The 18,899-nt window shown below is 55.9% G+C and carries 13 protein-coding genes; 1 reads left to right on the top strand and 12 read right to left on the bottom strand.

Translation table 11 applies throughout. The annotated features are described in order from the left end of the window. Positions 1-14: 14 nt before the first annotated feature. From AC1DVW_RS14675 to AC1DVW_RS14650, 6 genes are all read right to left on the bottom strand, one after another. A complete protein-coding gene (locus AC1DVW_RS14675) occupies positions 15-353 on the bottom strand; it encodes a hypothetical protein (RefSeq protein WP_477323941.1) in 339 nt (112 codons plus the stop codon). Between the two features lie 58 nt (positions 354-411). Then, on the bottom strand, positions 412-1,413 hold the full coding sequence (locus AC1DVW_RS14670) for a PGN_0703 family putative restriction endonuclease (RefSeq protein WP_477323939.1): 1,002 nt from the start codon (positions 1,411-1,413) through the stop codon (positions 412-414). Next, entirely contained in the window at positions 1,410-1,838 is a 429-nt protein-coding gene (locus tag AC1DVW_RS14665) for a hypothetical protein (RefSeq protein WP_477323937.1), read from the bottom strand. Before AC1DVW_RS14665 ends, AC1DVW_RS14670 begins: the two co-directional genes overlap by 4 nt. 7 nt (positions 1,839-1,845) lie before the next feature. Beyond that, entirely contained in the window at positions 1,846-3,753 is a 1,908-nt protein-coding gene (locus AC1DVW_RS14660; RefSeq protein ID WP_477323935.1) for a GmrSD restriction endonuclease domain-containing protein, read from the bottom strand. 37 nt (positions 3,754-3,790) lie between these two features. Continuing rightward, positions 3,791-6,829, bottom strand: a complete 3,039-nt coding sequence (locus tag AC1DVW_RS14655; RefSeq protein WP_477323933.1) for a BPTD_3080 family restriction endonuclease — start codon at positions 6,827-6,829, stop codon at positions 3,791-3,793. A gap of 1,119 nt (positions 6,830-7,948) precedes the next feature. Continuing rightward, on the bottom strand, positions 7,949-8,263 hold the full coding sequence (locus tag AC1DVW_RS14650) for a hypothetical protein (RefSeq protein ID WP_477323931.1): 315 nt from the start codon (positions 8,261-8,263) through the stop codon (positions 7,949-7,951). Between the two features lie 2,228 nt (positions 8,264-10,491). Between AC1DVW_RS14650 and AC1DVW_RS14645 the strand changes: the two genes are divergently transcribed. Further along, the gene (locus tag AC1DVW_RS14645) at positions 10,492-11,985 is read left to right on the top strand and encodes an exonuclease domain-containing protein (RefSeq protein ID WP_477323929.1); all 1,494 of its coding nucleotides are present in this window, start codon (positions 10,492-10,494) and stop codon (positions 11,983-11,985) included. A 61-nt stretch (positions 11,986-12,046) separates the two neighbouring features. Here AC1DVW_RS14645 and AC1DVW_RS14640 read toward each other — a convergent pair whose 3' ends face one another. The 6 genes from AC1DVW_RS14640 to AC1DVW_RS14615 form a co-directional block, all read right to left on the bottom strand. Beyond that, positions 12,047-14,761 carry a UvrD-helicase domain-containing protein gene (locus AC1DVW_RS14640; RefSeq protein ID WP_477323927.1) on the bottom strand — a complete coding sequence of 905 codons (2,715 nt, stop codon included), beginning with the start codon at positions 14,759-14,761 and terminating at the stop codon, positions 12,047-12,049. 340 nt (positions 14,762-15,101) lie between these two features. Beyond that, positions 15,102-15,425, bottom strand: a complete 324-nt coding sequence (locus tag AC1DVW_RS14635) for a hypothetical protein (protein ID WP_477323926.1) — start codon at positions 15,423-15,425, stop codon at positions 15,102-15,104. Positions 15,426-15,610: 185 nt separating this feature from the next. Then, on the bottom strand, positions 15,611-16,018 hold the full coding sequence (locus tag AC1DVW_RS14630; RefSeq protein ID WP_477323924.1) for an XRE family transcriptional regulator: 408 nt from the start codon (positions 16,016-16,018) through the stop codon (positions 15,611-15,613). A 166-nt stretch (positions 16,019-16,184) separates the two neighbouring features. Continuing rightward, the gene (locus AC1DVW_RS14625) at positions 16,185-16,832 is read right to left on the bottom strand and encodes a hypothetical protein (RefSeq protein WP_477323922.1); all 648 of its coding nucleotides are present in this window, start codon (positions 16,830-16,832) and stop codon (positions 16,185-16,187) included. A 20-nt stretch (positions 16,833-16,852) separates the two neighbouring features. Beyond that, positions 16,853-17,818, bottom strand: coding sequence for a hypothetical protein (locus tag AC1DVW_RS14620; RefSeq protein ID WP_477323920.1), 966 nt, complete (start codon positions 17,816-17,818; stop codon positions 16,853-16,855). Beyond that, positions 17,815-18,681 (bottom strand): hypothetical protein, encoded by an 867-nt coding sequence (locus tag AC1DVW_RS14615; protein WP_477323918.1) that lies wholly within the window; start codon positions 18,679-18,681, stop codon positions 17,815-17,817. The genes AC1DVW_RS14620 and AC1DVW_RS14615 overlap by 4 nt, the downstream gene beginning before the upstream one ends. Positions 18,682-18,899 lie beyond the last annotated feature (218 nt).

Genomic DNA, 18,899 nt, shown 5'->3' with positions numbered 1-18,899 from the left:
GTCCAAACTAGCTGTCAGAGAAACTTCTTTATGAGGAAATGATAGATGGCCACGATTTCGTCGTCGCGCTCCCGTTCAATGCCTTTGATCGTGAAATCCGACACCGTTCCAACTGTCGTGCCACTTCCCTTGGACGACCCAGTTCTCACGACACCGTCCTTGACGTTCCCGATCGCGGAACCGGAACCCGGTGACGATCCGTTTCGTATCACGCCGTCCTTCACATTGCCGAGTGCGGTCCCAGACCCAGGTGACGACCCGTTGCGTATGACACCACCTTTGAGATTGCCTAGGGCTCTACCGGAACCGATCGATGAACCATCCCGGACAACGCCCTCCTTATAGTTTGTCATTTTCTCACCCTTTAGACGCTATTCGCCGCGCGCCTGTCGCCCATATTGGCTCCCGCGTTCACGCCGAGGCCATTTCGTCTCGCGATGGGACCCCAGGAGCAGCCAGGAAGGCGTAACGATCGCGAAGGTATTTTGCCCAGCCGTCGTCGTCCGCTGCATCGGCGATCAGAGGCGAAAACAGCGACTCGGTCGAGCGACTGATGAAGTCCTCAAGATCGTTGAGCAGCGAACGATAAACCTTGAAGGCGTTATCGCCGAGCGGGCGTAGTGCAGCTGAAGTGACACGGGGTAGCCGACGGTTTCCAGCCGGCGCGATGTGGAGCACACGGACGCGGCGAGCGTCGTCCTCCCGTGCGGCCTCCATCCGAGACGCCAGCATTTGCTGTCGGAAAAGCTGATAGAACGGCTCCCAGAACAGGTCGGTGAGCTTGATGCCAGCATCGCCGCGGACCGGGCCGAATGGCGCGAATGCAATCCCTTGATAGCGGCGAAGACGCTCAGCTTCGCGCTTCGGTTCAGGCGGAGCGCCATAAGATTCGGTGTATTTCCACTCCACAAGCAAAGTTTGGATCCGGCCCGCCTGACGGAAGCGCAGAACGGCATCGGCGCTGGTTACATTGGCGCCGCGCTTCGGCGAACCGGTTCGCGGCCATTCGTTGAGGTAATCCTTGCGGCCGATCCATTCGAAGCCGACAAACCAGGGTCTGCCTTCCGGACCATCCTCGACCTTCAGCATTTCCGGAAGGTCACCGCCAAGGACGGATTGAACCAATTTGGCCAGAGTATCCGGACGCGTTGCCAGGGGCATCAGGAAATTCAGGCAGCAGGCCTGCGAGGAGAGGCCGTGGGCGGCATGCTGGTGCCAGGCGATCGCGTTGTCGGAGAAATAGCGGGCGGCAAGATCGCGGATTTCGGGATTGAGGTTCGAAAGCTTGCGATCAGGCGGGAGTCGGTAGTCGCAGCCGTCAAATCCGCACTCATCGGGCGACGTCGCGCGGAAGAACGTCGACTGGCTGGCGCGCTCCTGTTCGACGAATGTAGGCTCGCGTAGGGCGATCATGTCGCAGTCCCGCCCAGTGTCTCGCGCAGGGATTTCTCATACCGCTGTGACGTCTCCCACAAGAAATCGGCAGCATCATCCCAGTTGCCTTGGTCGTTCATGTCGAGGTCGAGTCGCTTCGAGAAGAACCTGTCGCTCTCCCCAGGACTTCTCAACGGCGCGCCAAGCGCTGGGATCAACTCTTCCTGCCAGCGCGTCAGACGCTCGTTAAGCGTCGACGTCTTGCCTCCTTCCGGAGTTCGGACGAAAACGCGGACGAAGTCTATGCCCGTCGTAATGGTAACCCGGCAGCCAAGGTCGGGAAGGTCGTGCCAACGCGCGCCGACAGGTTGCGCTTTGCCGTGCAGCATTTCGCGGTTGTGGCGCCCGAACATATCGAGCCAAAAGCGCTTGATCACGTCGGTCTTCAGATCGTTGTAGACCATTGTCCCCTCATTCCGCCGCCATCGTCATTTCGGTTTCGGCGCCATCAGTATCGCGCTCTTCATCCGTGCCTTCCTCCAAAACGTCGCCGCCATAAGATTCCTTGCCCATCGCCTTCTCTATAAGTGCCAGGAGTCGTCTTTGCCGGTCGGCCATGAACGTTTCGAAGGCATCGGCGCGAAGCAAGGCAGGATCGATCAAATGCGAAATAAGATACTGGTCGAGGTTTGCACCCGTGATGGCGGGCGTCGTGGGATTGCCACGTTCGAGATGGGCCAGGTAGGTAGAAGGCGCGTCGCCCCCAATGATGCGGTTTGTTCGGTAGGAAAGCGGCGTCTTGTTGATGATAGAATCAAAGATATCTTTGGCGATGTTCTTTGCTTTGCACCAGGCCTGCGGAAAGATGTGGTGGATGTCGACATCCTCGCCAAAAAACACCGTGTGATCGAAGGCTTGACCCGTCCGAAAATCCTCGGCGCCTTCCCTCATGAGAAGCGCATTGACGCCCTTGTAGGCGGCGGAGAGACGTGTGCGCATTGACTTCAACCGGTCCGCGCGGAAGATCGTCTCGCTTACGGTAGAGGGCTCGGGGCCGCCTCGTAGCCAGGCGGGAACCTCCATAAAATCTCGCGCGATTCGTGTATCCACGGCTGAGCCGTAGAGCTCGCCAAACACGCCGTTCCAATACCAACGGATGAGCTTGGCACGTATGGCCTCGTGTTCCCAGGCGTCCCCGATGTCCGCAAGGATGGCTGCCAGTGGGATGATTTGCGATTGGTAGGGGAGATCGTAGATACGGTAGATGTGCAGCATGTGCAGGAACTTTGCAGCCCTGATAAATCCGCTTTCAACCTGAGCCTCGAATTTCTTGTAGGCATCCAGCGGAAGGCCAAGCAGTGCCTGTCGGTTGCCAGTGACGGGCGGCAACTCATTGCCTTGTCTGCCGGCTGCCTCAGCCGTGACGCGCCGCGCTCGCGTGTAAAAGAGTGAAACCGCCTGCAAGAAATCGGTGTTGGCGACATTGGCCAGAATGCCGGTATCTTCACCGGGTGCCCTCAGAGTTTCCGCAAATCGCCTGCGGCGACCCTTCGTAGTCTCATCGCCATACCAATCCTTGCGTAGCTCGTGACCTCGAGCGGCATACATGGCCGTAACGAGCTCGAAGGCGTCCAGTGGCTTTCCGCCTGTGTTCACCTTCTCAAAGACGACGCAGACCGCCTCCTTTGATGTTTCCTTAGCCAACGCGATGACTGGCACTTGGTAGCGCGTGAAATTCTGGAGAACGTCGTTCTTGAACTTCCGGAAAAGCTGACGCTTCTCCTTGTGCTCATCTCCCGACCAATGGTTGTCGAACCCGTCTTGCCAATTATCCCAGTCGAAGACGCTAGTGACGGGATATTTCAGCTCGGCGAACTCCCGCTCTGGCGAAGACAGATCCAACTTGATCGTCCTGGCAAAATCCTCGCGCAGCACCCGGTCCTCGGGAACGCCGATGATCGCGTCTTCGCGATCCATAGCGTCGTCAAGGGCCTTCTCAATATCAATGTAGAACCAGCGCTTGACCCGCTTCTTCTTGGTCGTCACCGTCTCGACAACCGAGTTGCGGATCGTGACCTGATAGAGAGATGTTAGCCGCTGCTGTCCATCCAGAAGTAGTGACGACGGTCGGGCTTCCTTTGCTGCGGCGGGCGCCCCTTCGATCGGGCGCGGCTTGAATTCGACTTCGCCGCCGGTGTCCAGCGTCATCAGCGCGCCAACGGGGTAAGCCCTCGAAATAGATGCAATCAGGCTTTTGATGCGATCCTCGTCCCAGACCCAGCTGCGCTGAAAGTCTGGCAACTGGAGCGAGCCTTTCTGGCAGCTCTGAAGAATCTCGCGAAGATCGTATGGATTGGTCTTGAAACTAGTTCCGGTCATTGCCCACCCTTATTGCCTACACGTTCTAAGTCCGGATTTATTGGGCAGGTTCGGCCACCTTCGCGACATTCTGAACCAGCTTCTCCCACTCGATCTCGAGCGCAAAAGCGTCGCGGAACTCCGCAAATGCCCACCGGCCAAAGTTCTTTAGGTTGTTTACGCCTGGGACCCATAGAGCGCGCATTGTCTCGGCCTTGATCTGAGCGTTCAGATCCTTAAAACCCTTGATCTCAATGATGAGCTGAAGCGGATCGTCCAGCCCTTTCCCGTCATCCAGGAGCACAATGAAATCCGGCAGATATTTGCGATTGGTCGAACCATCGCGGTAAGGCACCTCGAAGCCAAGGGCCTGGTTCTTCACGTAAGCTAGGGTCGAGGGGTGCGCCTCGACAACACGGGCGAACTCGCCTTCCCAGTCGGAGTCGCAGACCACGTAGTTGACATGGGACTTATCGGCCGCGGTCGTCCAAAGATTTGTCTTCGTCGTGATGAACGAAACGTGGCTCGTATTGCCATACGGATTATAGGGGTCGAGCATGGCCTTCACGACGGGCTCTCCGCCGGCGCCTGCTTCGTGCACGATGGCCTTGTAGATCAATCCGGCAGCGATATCCGCGAGTTCGGCGTAGGTGAGCATGCCGGCTTTGGTCCCGCCTTTCATCACCAGACAGTCCCTGATCCACCGGCGCGTGATAGGCTGTATCTGATTGTAGAGATGGTAAGGCGGCGGCTGGTCAGGGTCACGGAAATAGCGTTCGACAAGCTTCTTCGTGAGGTGCACCGCAACGGTGTTCGGCCTCATATCGTCAAGCGCATCGGGAGAGATGTCATGGCCTTCACCGACAAGGCCCTCAAGCCGGGCCGTGCAGGGGCCGACGAGCTCAGGCGTGAGCTCAAGCCTCGAATCCCCGGTGAATGTTGCGCTGATGCGATCATCCGGCAGATCGATTCGGTAACCGGCGACGCGAGGGAAGCGGATCGAGAGGCGCTCTCGCTCCCGAAGGGCGAAGACGCGCGTAACCGGCTTTGGCGGCTTTCTCACCACGTCCTGCGGCTCGGTGGCGAAATCAAAGGGGATGCCGAGAATGTCGGCATATTCGGTGTCGAACAGGCCGGTCTCCGGATTGATCTCATAGCTCTGTCGCCGCAAACCACGGCCAATCACCTGCTCGCACAAAAGCTGGGTGCCGAAGGCGCGCACGCCGAGGATATGGGTGACGGTGTTGGCGTCCCAGCCCTCGGTCAGCATCGAGACGGAGACCACACACCGTATGCGTTCGCCGAGCCGGCCCTTCCGCCCAACGGTGTTCATCACCTCACGAAGCAAATCCGCGTCGGAGATGTTTGACGCCTCGGCAGCTCCTTCTCGAGCAGCTTTTTCCTGCCGGAACAACTCGATTTCGGCAGCCGCGATCTTGCGGAAATTCTCGTCGAGCGCCTCGCCGGAATCGACCTGCTGACTATCAATCAGCAGCGTATTCATGCGCGGGAGTTGATTGCCATATTGGTCGAAATTGCTGAAGAGCTTTAGGTGGCCGCGATGAATGTTTTGGCGTTGGCTTTCGACATCCCGATCCCATCCGGAAATCCATTCATAGACGAGATTGGAACTCGACGTGTTGTTGCAAACGACGATGAAGACCGGCGGCACGCCTATGGCCGCCCGCTCCCAGGCCTCATATTCCTTCTCGTAGTGGCTGTAGAGCGCGTAGAGCGCCGTCTGTAGCTTGGCCGGCAGTTGCAGCGGATCGAGTTCGCCCGCCTTTCCCTTACCCTTCTTCGGCATGTCCTTGCCGATGTAATCCCAGAGGTTGCGGAAAACGGGTGTCTCGGCGTTTACGGCGTTGTCGGAAACGGGAACGCGAGGCAACTTGACGATACCGCATTCAATGGCGTCAACGAGCGAGAAGTCCGACACGACCCAGGGAAACAGTGTCCCCTCCTCGTAGCCGGAACCACGCAGGAAGAACGGAGTCGCCGAAAGGTCATAGACGGCGCGGACCCCGACCTTCCGCTTCAGAGCTTCGATCCCGGATATCCAGAGCCGAGCCGCCTGGTTATTCTTTTCTGCCTCTTCCTTCTCCTCACCCTTGAGCGCCAGTTCCTCTTCAGTCGGAGGGCGTTCGCGATAGCAGTGGTGCGCTTCGTCGTTGATCACGACTACGTTCTTCAACGAAAGCAACTCGCCGCATGCGCGCTGCAGCATCTCGCCTTCAGTCTCCTTCGTGACGAGTTCCTCGTTGCGCCAGCCTGACAACACCGCTCGCCCGGTCTTGTTGGTCTCGAGCTTCTCGCGGCGTTGGAATGCATGATAGTTGGTGATGACAATCTTGGCCTTGCCAAGATCCGTCATCAGCTCAGGCGGAACCAGTTCCCGTGTCTGGTAATAGTTCTCGCCGTCGGCTGGATTGAGGACGCGCAAACGATCCTTGATGGTGATGCCTGGGGCAATCAGCAAGAACCCCTTCGAGAACAGCGACGAGTTCGGCTGCCGTGAAGCGTTGATCACCTGCCAGGCAATCAGCATCGCCATAACTGTCGTCTTGCCGGCGCCGGTGGCGAGCTTCAACGAGAGCCGAAATAGCTCAGGGTTCGCGCCTGCGTTGGCTTCCTCAAGGTGGCGGAAGATGTGCGCATATTGACGACGGCCGCGCGCGACTTCTGTGAGCCAGATCGCCCCCTCGACGGCCTCGACCTGGCAGAAGAACGGTCTCGCGCCCTCAAAATCATGATGGCGCCAATGCTGCAAGAGGCGTTGGGTCGTCGGAGTCACACCCCAATCGTTCGGGTTCGGAAGCGAGCGCCAAACTTCCAGATGTCCACGGATCTCGTTGATGATGGGGGTGGGGTTGTAGGCCTGGCCATCGGCTGCTCGATCGAAACCGAAATCCTGCTGTTCTCGATCGCCCTTCTTGACTTTCCGAGCCCTTGGAACCGGCGTGACATATTTCGACCTCCGCCGTCCCTCGATAGGAGGGTGCTCGAGCGGCTGCCCGTCCTCGCTCAACGCATGATGACGCGTCGGCGCCAGATACGGCGAATTGAGAATCGGATCCTGGTAGAACGGTTTCGTCATGGCCCCCCGCCAAACGATTGTTCGCGGCGGCGACATTGAACCGGAAATGGTCCGCGGATCAACCCAGTAGAGGGCTGAAACTATGTTTCACACAATTCTAAAGCGCTGTTCACCTCTCAAGAAAAAGACCGAATCCATTTCTTGTTGATTTCATCGCACGGCTATCGCTTCCGCAGTCGACCCATGGACACCCATCCGATCTCGGCCTCGACTGAAGCTCGATAGAGATGGCGTTCCATCGAAGGGGCTTCTCGAGGCATCATTGGATTTAAGTGCTGATAAACGCACTGCAACAGGCGAACGCCGTATTGCTGCACGTCTGCGTTGGCCAGTTCGCCGGCTCGGTGATTTCGAAGCCGTAGTCGCGGCGGGTAATGCGATTTACCAACATAGAGGCCAAACGGATCTTCGAAATGGGGGAAGTCCAACAGCACCACATAAACATAATTCACATACGAGATCTCACCGCGGCCCAAATTCGTCCACTGCTGGACCTCATATCGAGTCCTCGATTTGATTGTCCGCGCGGCCTCGTAGGCGATCCTGATGCGTCTCGTTGTTGAAGCAGTTGCTGGCGGCATAATGATGATAATCCGATAAGCGTAGTGATCCTATCGCTTTCGTGGTTTTCTCCCAGCCCAAACAACGAGGTCAACCGCCATGGCTTCCGCACAGAAAGATCCGCCGGCAGTCATGGCGTTCATGGCCATTTTCGCGAAAGTAAAAGATTGGTGCGACGACGACGCTGGCACAGGTTGTTTGGTTCGCGCCTCGCGAGCTCACGTTAACAAAGCGCGTCATTCCGTCGGCCGATGAGACGATTCCGAGGTTCCAAAGCGCCAGCCGCAAAGCGCCGTTGTGAGCATCGAAAAGCGTGCTACAGGCACCTATACCCATTTTCGAGAGCCATCTGCGTATCATGGCTGATGATGTGCGCGAACGGCTTCGCATCGAGGCGTGGCGGTCAAAGCAAGCCAAGATCGCTGCGGAGGCAGAAGCTAAGCCCGCGAAGGCAGAAGCCAAAGCAGCTGCCGCTGCGAGCTGACCCCTCAGGATAGGCGGATCGGTCCTCATCGGCCTGGCAGCGCGCTTCGAGCGCTGCCAGGCCGCTCGATGTCGTCATGGGGAGCCATCATCGGTTTTGTCTGCCGGACGGTCACAGGCAATGATGTCGGCAGGCTCCGCGCCGGTGAGCGAGGCGGAACGCTCGCTTGCCAGATGCCCAATGCCGTTGACGGCTGCCGGGGGCGCCAGAGGCCTCTTGTTATCCCGATCCTCTTCGATCGCGTCTGGCCATATACCAGCGTGTGCGAGCGCCTGGGCAATCTCCTCACGCCTCGTCAATTCAGGGTCATTCGGGTCGGGGGCCTCCGGGTAGGCCAAGTCGTCAAGCAACCGGTGCCATACGCCGGTATCGATATAGTGGTCGGTCATCTCATTTCTCCGAGTTTCGACTACGATTCAGACGTGAATCTTCCAGCACCGTTCGCAAAGCCAGAAAAATTCACAAAAACAGCATGTTAAGGTCACCAGTGACTTACATGCGGCTCTATAAAAAAGCCCGGCGCGTCGATGACGGCCGGGCTATACACAAGGGAGGGACACACCACCCGGATAAGCACCGGAAGATGATGATGTGTGTTATAGCAATCGGATCGCCGGCTATCGCAGGGTGCGACAGCCTGCCGCAGCCTCTTCGACATTGTCAGGGCCAACGACGTCGAGAGCCACGTCGGTGAGCTTCACCAGGCCGACACCCGACACCAAGCCTGCTCGCTTCGCTCGCCCGCGCTCCGCGCGGTCTTTTTTGTGTGTCCGTCTTTGTCGTCGTGACCGCCTTATCGAACAAGACATAGACACATGCGGAATGGAGCTATCCCCCCTGTCAGAAAGCTGAATAAGAACGAAGAGCCGAAGCCCTTCGCCGCTCTCTGACAAGAGGGAACTCTTAGAACCATGCGTCTAAAGAGAGTTGGAGCTACTAGGCGTTTATCAGACGCCGGATGGCGGTTAGCTGGACCATCCGTAAAGCCGTATCCCGGCTCCTCTCGGAGCCCTAACGGTCGGCACCTCGCGGTGCCTCACTTCCGGCGAGCACATACTCAACAGGCCGGAAGTATCAGGGCGTCCCTACCCCATCCTGTGGGGCTTTCGACGGAGCCTGAATCTTTTAAGGCGATATTCGTCTCGAAATGAGAACTGGATTCAACCGGGTCAAGGTATCTCCGCGAAGGCCGATGACCGATATACCATTTGTGGCTTTGGGCACTCTGGGGATGGTCCTGTATTCCATCGCCCATTTGAAAAGACGCGGTCGCATGTGCGACCCCAAAGCTATGTAACCCACCCGGTGATAGCCGGGCGGGTTTTGGGTCTCTTCTGTGGGATGACACCAGTATAGCAGAATCTTGCCGGGGTGAATGAAAAAAGTTCTGTTTTTGTTTCGCCTCTTGATGTTAAATCAGATCAGACATTCTCCCAGTCCTCGTCCTGACATAGGTGACCTGGCTGCTCTCAGCGCGTTGCGCCAGATCAGACACAGGGCTGCCCAATCTAGTCACACGGACGTTCGTGCAGGATGGGCATGCCGGGTTTTTGAGGGCGGAGTTTTCGAAGTCAGGTCATGGAACCCGAGAACCACGACAGACTTGTCGCGGTATCAGCACCCAACAATCTCTACGGTGCACAGCGACACGGCGATCCCAAATAGCTCAACTTCGCTCGCCCCTACCTTCTGGATTGGTCAGCGTTTCGCACCGCGACGCGTCGCTGAGCCAGTCTTAAGGTAGGACGTGTCGCACGACCGAATACATATTCGCCCTTGGGATACCTGGGTTTCTTATCAAGCCAAATCGCATGGAGTGCCTTTTACAGGGAGCTCTGTGAGCGTGTTCCGATAGTTGTTCGCTGCTGTCGGCGTGCGGGTGCGATGGCCGCGTCTGGTAAGCTTGCCTGTCTGTTTTAGGGTGTGTCGCTGATGTTTCCCAGGCGCTGATTTTTGATCTGGCTGTTGGAGAGGGAACGTTTGGGAAACATAGCGGGCACATATTAGCTTTGGTTGAAAGCTGGCTTTACGGAATATGTTTCCCTCGGCGTAAACATCTGGCAAGCCTAAGTTGACATGGATTTGACCCTTCGTTGCGGAAATTGGAGGCAAATGCCCGCGTGGGAATGGCGCTGCCAGACACGCCCCACTAGGATGGGTGGTTCCGGAATTTTCCGATCTGGTGGCGCCAAAAGGCATCCGGATAGATGGATCGCGGTATTCCTAGGACTTCGCCCGGCTGGAATCGTTCTTTGACTAATGTCGATTGGTTCCTAAGGCGCTAGACGCATCACTTTTCACGGTCGGCCAACCAGCTGATCAAGGAAAAAACGCGATTGACGTTGCACGCATGATGTCTGGTCCGCGAGCGGGTTCCTTCGACCGCTTGGCGTAGATGACAAGACGACGCACAGCTGACCAACTCGCTGTGGATTCGCAGACGACCCATGGTGGCAGCCCGACGGTCGTCATCCAGACGGTGTGGTATTGTTGACGCTTTCGCGCTCCGGTGCGAGCTCGATTTTCGTCGGAACCCATCTCCCAGAAACGCATGCGCAGGCGAACTTGCTTTTCACGTTGGTCATCGTTCATGAGTCAAACACGGGGCGGGTTCCAGATGGCTTTTATCTTCTACGATACCGAGACGACCGGAGCTGACAGGTCTTTCGATCAGATACTTCAGTTCGCAGCGGCTCTGACCGATGATGATCTGAACGTCATCGACAGTTTCGAGATCCGTTGCCGGCTGCTCCCACACGTCGTCCCATCGCCAGGCGCCATGGTGGTCACCGGGGTGCGTGTTGATCAGCTGTTCGATTTGCAGATCCCCTCGCACTACGAGATGTGCAGGCGAATTCATGAGGTCTTGACGGCTTGGTCTCCCGCGACCGTGGTCGGCTACAACTCGATCAGCTTCGACGAGGAATTGCTCCGGCGTGCCTTCTATTCGAGCCTCCTGCCGATCTATCTGACAAACACCGGCGGCAATTCGCGATTGGACATCCTGCCGCTTGCGATTGCTGCACATGCCTTCGCGCCGGAAGGCTTCAATTGGCCTGTCAATGAGAAAGGGCGGACAAGCTTCAAGCTTGATCGGCTGGCTCCTGCCAACGGCTTTGAGCACAGCAACGCCCACGATGCTCTGGCTGACGTTTATGCCACCATTCATATCGCCCGCCTGATAAAGGACCGTGCACCGGTGGTCTGGGAATCCGCCATGGCCTACCGGTCAAAGGCCATCGCCACCCAATACGTTGAGCTGAATCCCGTCTTCGTAGCGACGCGCCTGCGCTTCGGCCTGTGCTCATCCTTCCTGGTGACCGCCATCGGAACCAATCCGGACAATTCGGGCGAAGTCTTCTTGTTGGATCTCAGACAAGACCCCGCAGCTCTCTCGACGATGACCAGCGAGGAACTAACGGCACATATCGCAACGAAGCCGAGGCCTGTGTCCTCACTGAAGCTCAACGCATCGCCTTTGTTTTTGCCGATCGAAACGGTCGGCGAAAAAGCTCCTGGATATGATTTGGGGATGGAGGAGATCACTCGCCGATCGGAACTGGTGCGCAGTGACGAAGGTCTGCGCCGGCGGCTGATCTCAGCTGTTTTGCAGGCTCGCTCGCCTTTCCCGGAGAGTCCCCATCTCGAAGAGCAGATATACGGCAGCTTCTACTCCCGGTCGGACCAATCGCGGATTGACGAGTTCCGCGAGGCGGGATGGCCGCGTCGGTTTGAGCTCTCGGGGCAATTTGAAGACCGGCGCCTCAGAGGCTTGTCGCGGCGACTGGTCTACATTGATGCGCCTCATGTCATGCCCGCTAACATGCGTGCCGACTATGCCCGAGCTATTGCCCGCAGAATTCATTCGAGGACCGAGTCGACCGGCCGTTGGACAACGCTGGCCCAGGCGATCGAAGAAGGCTGGGAAATGCTGTCTGATGCTCCTCCCGGCTCTGAGGAAATCCTGCGAGAACATCTAGTTAAATTGACTGCTTGGCGTGATCGGGTCGCCATGCTTTTGGGTGAAACAGGCTTAAGCTCCGACCCTTCGGAAGGACGGAGTTCGGATCCTGTTCGGACATTGGCCGAAAGCGTCGATGGCGAATCTTAGTCGTCATGGACCTCCGAACTGGATCTGCGTCCGGCAGCAAGTTGCTCGGGTTATGCCGGATCTATCGAAGGATCGGCGATCCAATAATGCGGTCGGACGAGCTTGTCTTCAGTTGCGCGTCGATATCGCGAGTATGTCGGCAGCCTGGAAACTGGTTGCACCCGAAAAAGACCGTATCGTCGGGTCCACGGCGTTCGACCATCTGCCCCACCAAGCAGCTTGGGCATTGATCGAGCTTCTCGCCATCAATCGTTTCGAACCTGACATCATCTCCTGCAATTTCGCAAAGCTCACCGATGTAGCGGGAAGGTTTGCGACTATTGCACAGGAGGAAAGTGCCTCTGCTGGCACGGGTTAACGCGACGTAAAACAGGCGTCTCTCCTCGGCGTAGGCGAATGTTTCCGGTCGGGGAATAACCAGGTTGAGTAATTCGTCGTCTTCAATGCGACTCGGGACACCATAGTCACCTTCGCTAACATCAAGCAGGATCGTGTAATCGGCCTCTAGTCCTTTGGAACGATGAAACGATACGCCAGAAACGTCGATGGTGACGAAATCCGGCCGTCGCTGGCCAAACGGATCCAACAGGTTGTAGCGCCACAGGACCAGAACCTTTAGTTTCTGGCCCTCCTCCTGCCGCCATTGTGCCGAGATGCTCCCAAGGAAGGCGTCCAATCTTTCGAGCACCCGGAAGCACGCATCCGAAAAACTTGGCTTTCTCCATTCGACGCTAATCGGGATGATGCGGATTGATCGGGAAATGGCAGGCCGGGTAGAACGAACTGACTTTCTGATCTGCGCCGGATTTTTCTGAACGAACTGCGCCGCTGTATCGGCCAGCAGCTGATTACATCGGTAGGTCTCTTCTAAACGACCCTGCCAGCAAGCCCCGAAGTTCGCCTCAAACTGAGTGAAAATGGTGATGTCTGATCCGGCAAAGCGATTTATCGACTGCCAATCATCGCCAACCGCAAACACCTTCGCAAAAGACTTCTGGTGCCTAAGCGCCTTGACCAGGTTCGCCCGAGGTTCAGAGATATCCTGAAACTCATCAACGAGGATCAATGAGTATGGGCTTTGATACCTTCCCGTCTCAACAAGTCTGACCGCGTCACCGATCATCGAATCGAAATCGATGCGTTTGGCATCCTCAAGTTTGCGGGAATAGGCCTCTGTGACGAGCCACACCGCTCGCGCGAAATGCCGCGCCCGCGCTTGGTCATGAAGGGATTTGGTCCTTTCGAGAAGCATCTCGAGCGTCAGCCGGCTGGCGCGAATATGTTTGATGCAGACACCGACCAGCTTCTGATAATGCGTAATTACCACTGGCTCGATCGCTTTCAGAATTTGCTCAACGCTTTTTTCCGAGAGCGGAATGTCGCGCCTTGCCAGTTCGGCCTCGAGATGGCTCAACAGCGTTCCATCAGATGCCTGAGCCGACGTCGTTTCGAAGAAGTCGATTTCCTCCTTCCTGAACCCAGCCCGTTTGCCTTCAGCGTGCTCCACATAATTCAGGAAAGGCGACGTGCCGTCCGCGTCGATCGCGAAGTGCTCATGGATCGTCTGTGTCAGGGGATAATAGAAGTCAGGTTGGACAAACCTCTGACTGCCGTCCGGCTCTTCAAACGAGATTTGCCGCTCATACTCGAACTCCACCGAATATCTCCAAAGCCAATTGGCAATTCGCTGCTCCTGCAGCGACTTGACGTATACCCCTGCTAGTGTGCCGACGACGTTCCCTGCCCTATCGAGGCGATCGGTGATGTAGCTTCCAAACTCAGTCTCAGATTCGAAGGTTTTTGCGGGGATATCTGCCTTCGGCAGGATTGAGAGCAAGTCGATCCATAGCTGCCGGAATTCCTGATCTGTCTCCATCAGCTCCAGAATGATCTTCTCGATCATGCGGGTCTCGCCAGCCGGGTGTTCAACCCAGTTCGCAAGTTGCGGTGGCCGCCCTTCCACCTCCTCGATGATTTCCCGACCTACAGCATGGAATGTAGTCACACGGCATAACAACGCATCCCGTTCGACATTCAACTGCCGCGCGATCCGTTCTTTCAGTTGATCAGCTGCGCTCTTGTTGAAAGCCAGAACGAGGATCTCGCTCGGGTGATACAATCCTTTCTCCAGCACATAAGCCACCTTACCCACCATCGTGGCGGATTTGCCCGACCCGGCAGAGGCGACAAGAAGGTTGTTATCCTCAAGGCGGATGCATGCCTCTCGCTGCTGTTGGGAGAGAGAGAACCCGCCGAGATCGTCGAAGAACTGTTCGAATTTCTGCATCTCATGCAGAACGAAATTCTCATTGTATCGCTTCCGAACGGTCGGATCCGTGAGTAAGGAAAAAGAAGTTGGGAGGTAGGCCCTCAAGGATTGCGGCATCAGCGTTGCGTCGAATAGCGGATGCGACAAAGCGCGGGATGCGCTTCCAGAGATGCTGGCAATTGCACGGCCGACGTCGCCTTGTGCCAGATATTGCCGTTTGCTTTCTGTGACTGCCCGAACCAAGGTGTCGACCTCAACGAGGCGCTCCTTATCCGAGACGATAAGCGCTGAGAGGTGCTGGTTCACGAAACCTAGCAGTTCGGTCGCTAAATGTTTCGCCGCCTTCGAGGTCAGGCCGGAGAGCAGGTCTGAGCGATCCTTCGATCGTATTTCAACGGTGTGCCAGAGCAAAGTCGTGGCGATAGAAATGGACGTTATCTCGATGCACTGAATGCTTTCCTCAATCGAGGCCGTCAGGCGAATCCGCTCTTGAGCCGACGTGCTCAAGACTAGCTTCCAATTGTCCACATGGAAGATACGAGCCAACAAGTTTGGGCGGAAAACGCGAGGTTGGTCGAACATCAACAAATTCGCTGCCGCATCCGCTGTTCCTCCTCACTGGCGCCGGTTTCACGATTGGCGCGAGCCGAGCGACAGAGCGAGACGCAGTTTCTTGCCATGGACCCGCCCGCAACCTAACTCCTACCCTGTCAGTCTCTGCTAACAGGGTCTCGTTAAAATTCGTTAGCAAGTCTGGGCGGTGCAGGTGGCGGACTATCTCACAGCACGATGCGCCCTAGTCCTGGGATTTGACGCGTTTGGCCACATGTCCTAGTGGCGATCGGGGTCAATCTTCCCGTTTTCCCATTCGGCGTCGCTTCTCGTTTAGCCGCTTCTCCGGCGGCCATGCGGTTATGACCTGTTTGCCGTCCGACAAAACATAGATCCGTTCGCCGAGACGATCGATCCTAACGGAATAGATGGCTGTCTTTTTCGATCGCTTCTCAATCAGCTTGGCGTAACCAGTCCTGATGTCGTGAGCCATGTCGGAGAACTCACCGGGTCCAAGGACGATCCCATATCGGATTAAGAGCTGCCGGTGAAAATGCCAGTGCTTTTCTGGGATAGAAGCACCGTCCCAACGCGGATTGAAGTAGGGCCTTTCGCTCATCGGTTAGCGGCTCGATAACCGGAAAATTTGCTGGAGTCGCTGAACTCGGTTCAACGTAGGGGCTGGATCGGTATCGCCGCTCGCAAGTCTAATGAAGTTTATCCATTCGGCTTCATTTGGTGTGATAGGCCTCTCCGCGACCCGTCTCCGGTCGAAGACAATCGGGACTTCCTCCTGGGTGTCCGTCATTGGCCGAAGATCCCGCGGAGAGCAGCCCTCGACCTCGATGTGAGGCTCGGATCCGAATAGCCTGACGCTTTGCGGATTTCCTCCAGCCAGGCTGTCTCGTTTTCGGTAACGAGGGTCCCGAAGATTTTACGAATGGCCAACTCCGTCGTGTCTCCCCCGAGCTGCTCCACGGCCATCATAAAGAGGAGGGCCGCATCGACCTCTAGCGCCTTAGCAAGAGCCGGAACGCGGTCAAGTGGAAGCTTGCTATTGCCCAGCTTGATGTTCGTGAGCATGTTGTGTTGCCCAAAGCCGGCCTCGCTGGCGATAGTCGACTGAGTCTTCTTTGCTTTTAATTCAAGAATTCGTCTTTCGACAAACTGCGCAAGCCGCGTGTTTGCATAGGGTTTTTTCTCCGAGTGCATCAGATTTCACCTTCCTTGCCATCGCTCAGATCTTCGATGATCTGTCTTGTGTCTTTATAGCGATCTGCAGACGGTGAAGTCGGAAGGGATCGAGGCGAAACGCTATAGGCGCAATTTCGCCAAGCGGCGCGTTCCCCGGTGGCGGCGCGGAATATCGGACCGGTGGTTAACCGCCCGCGAAGTCGGCAGGCTTCAGTTCGTCTAAAACGCGTATTGCGATGGGCGTTAGCTTGTAGCCCATCCCACCCCAGGCACTCAAAGGTTCGACGAGCCCGAGGCGCATCATCGCGGCAGCGGTAGTGCTGAGTGAAAGGTATTGGTCGTCCGAGAATCCAAGCTTCTCTCGCACCTGATGAAGGGTTGCGTGTGGATCCGTGGCGAGCCAAAGGCCGAACAGTTGCATCTCATCGTCGGTTAGCCCCTCCACTGCCGCTGCCTTCTTCGCAAAATCCTCCGAGTTTGCTTTTCTGAATGATACCTGCCTAGCAAAAATAATTGCCAATAACCGCAAGTTCCGAGCTCGGGTGCCTTCTTCGGCCGCGCGCATATAGCGAATAGCTATACCAGCGAATTCATCAATCTGTTCAATGGCTGCAACTTCAAAATCCGCCCGCCCCTCGGCGATCGCTTCAACCAGGCTTTCACGCGCCTGAGATCGACGACGATCGATCGCTTCCTTAATCGCTTGGCTGGCAACGCCACCGAGCCCAACGATACCCGCGAGGTCAGTGGCGATCGCGATCGCTCTGTCGGCAGTGTTTTTGTGTCTGGTGAAATCCGGGGCAGTTTTATCCGACACGTTTCCCTCATTCATCGCATGCCGCGTCTCAGTGTTTATTCATTCATCAGCTTGGCGAACGCATAACTACAGTAGCTGCATAATCCATCGTGGCTAGAAAATATTATTTCGTTGAGTGGGATTGGGTTGTTGCAGCGATAACAATRTCGATCGTCATACTCATGTCCACAAACAGCGCACATTTCTTCGAAGTCAACGTAAGTCTCGTTGCCGCATTCTGAGCAATGATATAGGGGTCCATCCTCGCCTGTTTCCTTTACTCTAGTATAAGCCTCGTATCCTAGCGCCAAAGACAACGCGGCAGCGATTGCCCTATCTGTTTCTGGTTCAACGCCGCAAGCCCGACAGATCAACTCCATGTTCCGTTGTTCTGAATTCTCAGTGACCTGCTGCCGCACCAACTTTGAGCCACAAGCCGTGCAAGCAAGTCCAGAATTGGCGATTGTCGTCGATATCCACTCGACCTGCGAAAAACTGCCGCGACAAGCCATAAGCTCCCTCTCAAAAAGGGCTTTGGCTTCCAGCATCACAGGCCAGGCTTTGTGGAGAAAGTCGCCCGGCATTAACTCCATGTGCTCAAATAGTTGGACAACCACCGGAAAGGCATTTGCAATTGCCTCTCGAACTGCCTCGTCGGGCGTTTGCGTGTAAAGATGTTCGACGTCATTTCGTAGCCGGTTCAGCTCCGCCAACGCTTTCTGATCTATCGCTAATGAAAAATCTTTAAAGCGCCTTCCGATGGTAACGAAGTCAATCGTCGTTGCACCATCCTGAACGAAATCGACGCCACCCAGGCCATCTGGAACCGGCTTATATTTAGCCCCAATGAGGTCGCTTAGGTCGGCGTCTGGCGCACTCCTGGCTAGCGTTTCCTTGGCCAATAGAAGGACCCCGGCGTAAAAATTGCGGACTGCAGAAATAGCACGTTTTGGGTCGTTGGCTTGGAAGTCTTCGACACCGAGTTGTATTGAAACGACCGCATTCTCTAGAAGTTTGCTCATTCTTTAATTTCGTCAAGCAAGGCATTGAAGGGGGAGTAGGCGTCGACGTCTATATTTGGCATGGAGCTATTTCCCAATTTTTGGGTCATGGATATAAAACTTAGCCCATTTTTATTGAGTGGCGGAAGTCCCTCAAAAATGTTTGGTTGAGAATCACTTGTATATGACATAACAGTCTTATCTTTTACCTTGAATGCTTCCAATTTTTGCAAAACTCCACCAATGTCTCCGAATGTATCTTTTAATACGAGATCTAAAACAGACTTTTCTATCGCTCCTGCCTTTGCGTTTTCGTGCCTTGAAATTTCAAGCTCAAACTCAAAGGAGTCATCAAAGCTTTTTTTCTTGATAGAGATCTTGTGCCTCTCTATGTGCTTCGTTAATTTTACAATAGTTTCCGAAAAATCACTTTTCCCCCCAGCACTTCCTATGACATGGAAGCCGCTGTCTGTAAGCGAAAGAGATCTCGTCTCGGTCGCCGCGTTGCTCCTATGTGTTATATGGCTTGCCATGGGCTCCCCGGAGGTTGGGCAGTAGCCATAGACGATCAGGTCGATGTTCTGGCGGTCTGGGTGCCTGTGGGTTTTAAAAAACCGGTCACTCAATTCCCTGACCAAATCGACGATGCCCGCGTGTAGGGGCCTCGAGCCGGTCCCCACTTTATCTACGAGTGTCGCGAGACATTGCTGCGCCAAGGCTATGACTGACATGGCCTCAAAACATTGGCCTGCGAACCCGATGCCGATCTCAGACTCGTAATAGGGGCTACCCAGCAAACCGGTTCCTGGCTCGATCTCGAATTCAAAGCACCTGATTGGCACCCGAAACAGCTTGGGGGTTGCATCTACGTAATGATCAAACATCGTTTGGTCCCGCGGTGTGGACGCGCGTCCGTCGGCCAATCCGACCACTCTTTCAATTGACTGCGATCGATCGAGCCAGCAACATATGATGGTCATGGGTCAAACCTTCTAAATTCAGTCTGGATCGGTGCAGGTGCTTAGCCCTTGCCAAGCAGCCCGATTGTGCTTCTGGCATCTACAGACTTGGCGGCTGAAACAACATGCCCACGACAATGAAA

The sequence above is a fragment of the Mesorhizobium sp. P3_B5 genome (assembly GCF_056402815.1).
Note: the sequence above shows the minus strand (reverse complement) of the source record. Positions and strands in the feature narration are given on the sequence as shown.